The 2,074-nt window shown below is 72.3% G+C and carries 3 protein-coding genes; 2 read left to right on the top strand and 1 reads right to left on the bottom strand.

Annotation, left to right across the window (positions count from 1 at the left end; all coding sequences use genetic code 11):
• Together CM1CMNOD_RS22235 and CM1CMNOD_RS05420 are read left to right on the top strand one after the other, a co-directional pair.
• A partial coding sequence (locus tag CM1CMNOD_RS22235) for a hypothetical protein (RefSeq protein WP_207387465.1) occupies nucleotides 1-195 on the top strand: 195 nt, incomplete at its 5' end.
• The gene (locus tag CM1CMNOD_RS05420) at nucleotides 192-1,436 is read left to right on the top strand and encodes an urease accessory protein UreD (protein ID WP_013872656.1); all 1,245 of its coding nucleotides are present in this window, start codon (nucleotides 192-194) and stop codon (nucleotides 1,434-1,436) included. The genes CM1CMNOD_RS22235 and CM1CMNOD_RS05420, both read left to right, overlap by 4 nt.
• 64 nt (nucleotides 1,437-1,500) lie before the next feature.
• Here CM1CMNOD_RS05420 and CM1CMNOD_RS05415 read toward each other — a convergent pair whose 3' ends face one another.
• Nucleotides 1,501-2,058 carry a PaaI family thioesterase gene (locus tag CM1CMNOD_RS05415; RefSeq protein WP_013872655.1) on the bottom strand — a complete coding sequence of 186 codons (558 nt, stop codon included), beginning with the start codon at nucleotides 2,056-2,058 and terminating at the stop codon, nucleotides 1,501-1,503.
• Between the last annotated feature and the right edge of the window lie 16 nt (nucleotides 2,059-2,074).

The raw sequence follows: 2,074 nt of genomic DNA, 5'->3' as shown, positions 1-2,074 counted from the left end.
CACCCGACCAGCCCCCGCGCCACCCGGCACGCACCCCGCCGCACCACATCCTGCCGGCTGAAGCCGCTCGTGCCGCGGGCCCGGTCGGTCCCGTCAGCGCTGGTTGGCGACAGCATCAGGGACGAGGTCATCAAGGACAAGGCCATCAAGGACAAGGCCACGGACGGAAGGGAAAGAAAACGGACACCGGGATGATCGATATCGGGCCAGGACGGCCACCGGCACGCATCGGCCGAACGTCGATCAGTGCGCACGCGGTCATCCGGATCGAACCAGTCACAACTGGCAGTAAGCGCGACCCCCGCGAGACTCGCGGCAACGGGATCGACAGCCGGATCCACGGCAACGGGGCCAACAACCACGAAGCTGGTGGCAGGCCGCACGACAGGCGGATCCGGGACGGCCGGATTCAGGCTGCCGGGGTGCGGGTCAGCGAGCTGAGGTCGCAGGTGCCGCTGGTCCTGCGGCGTACGGGCAGCCGGACACGGCCCGGGGACGGGCTGCCGACCGTCACCGTGTATCTGGTGAACGCCGCGGCCGGGCCGCTTGCCGGTGACCAGCTGCGGCTGGACGTCACGGTCGGCGCGGGGGTCCGGCTGGTGCTGCGCACGACGGCCGCGACCGTCGCGCTGCCCGGGCGCGACGAGCGGCCGTCGCTGTTCGACGTCCACGCCGATGTCGGGCCGGGCGGCGCGCTGGAGTACCTGCCCGAGCCGACCGTGGCCGCCCACGGATGCCGGCACCTGATGCGAGCGACGATCAGGCTCGCCGCGGACGCCCGCCTGCTGTGGCGGGAGGAGATCGTCCTCGGGCGTTTCGGGGAGCCGCCCGGCTCGATCTCGTCCACCCTGCGGGTCGACGTCGAGGACGACACCGCGGACGAGGGCAGCGCTGCCAACGTCACCGGCAGTGCCGAGGACGACGTCAGGAGCATCCCGGACGGCGTCCGGAACGGCACGGACGGCATCGACACGAACACCGGCAGCCGCCCGGGCGGTGGCACGGCCGGGGCAGCCGACAACGCCGGAGCGGGCGACATCCGGCGGAACGACGGCGCTGGTCGGAGGGTCCGGAGCGCCCGGCCGCTGCTCCGGCAGGCCCTGTGCCTGGATGCGGCGGCGCCGGGCCTGCACGGGCCGGCGGTCCTCGGCGGCGCCCGTGTGATCGGCGCGTTGCTGATCGCCGGCCCCGGCCCGGACGGGCTGGGCCTGCCCGCCGGCACGACCGGCACCATCGGCCCCACCGGCGGCGGGAGCCCCACCGACCCCACCGGCAGCGGCGCCGATGCCAGTAGCGGCACCGGGACGTTCGCCGCGCTCCCCCTGGCCGGGCCGGGTGTCCTCGTCAGCGCTCTGGCGTCCGGCACGGTCGCTCTCCGGCGCTGCCTGGACACCGGGGCGGCAGCTGTCCCCCCGCAGGCAGCCGCCTCCCCGTAGGCAGCCGTGTTCCCGCAAGCAGCCGTGTTCCCGCAAACGGGCAGGACCGCGTGAACGGCCCGCGCTACGCGCCTGGAGCGTCGCTCTCGAGCGGAAAGACCAGAAAGGTGCTGCTGGCGGTGGCGACCACCTTGCCGGCGGCGTCGCGGACATCCCCTTCGGCGAACGCGACCCGACGGCCGGGTTTGGTGACCCAGCCGTGCGCGGTCAGTTCGGCGGGACGACCGCTGACCACCCGTACCGGACGAAGATAGTTGACCTTGATTTCGATGGACGTGTACCCGAGGCCGGCCGGCAGCGTCGTGTGCACGGAGCATCCGGCGACCGTGTCCAGCAGAGTGCAGACAAGGCCGCCGTGAACCGTGCCGAGAGGGTTGTAGGCGGACTCGTCCGGAAGACATCTGAAGACGACGTCGCCCTCGGCAACCTCGCTGATCCCGAAGTCGAAGTGAGCGGTGATCGGCGGAGGTGGCACCCGACCGTCCCGGATCGCCAGGAGAAAGTCCAGACCGTTCATCGTCCGCCCCACCGCGGCGGTGAGCAGTGGATCATGCCAGGTGACGGTCTTGCTGCGTGGCTCACCCCAGGCCGGGGTCGTTGTGGGCGGCTCGATTGTCGTCATGATGCCGAGACTAGTG

Origin of the sequence: Protofrankia symbiont of Coriaria myrtifolia (genome assembly GCF_900634755.1) — a bacterium.
GTDB lineage: Bacteria > Actinomycetota > Actinomycetes > Frankiales > Frankiaceae > Protofrankia > Protofrankia coriariae.
The sequence above is the reverse complement of the archived record's forward strand: the minus strand, read 5'-3'. Positions and strand labels throughout refer to the sequence as shown.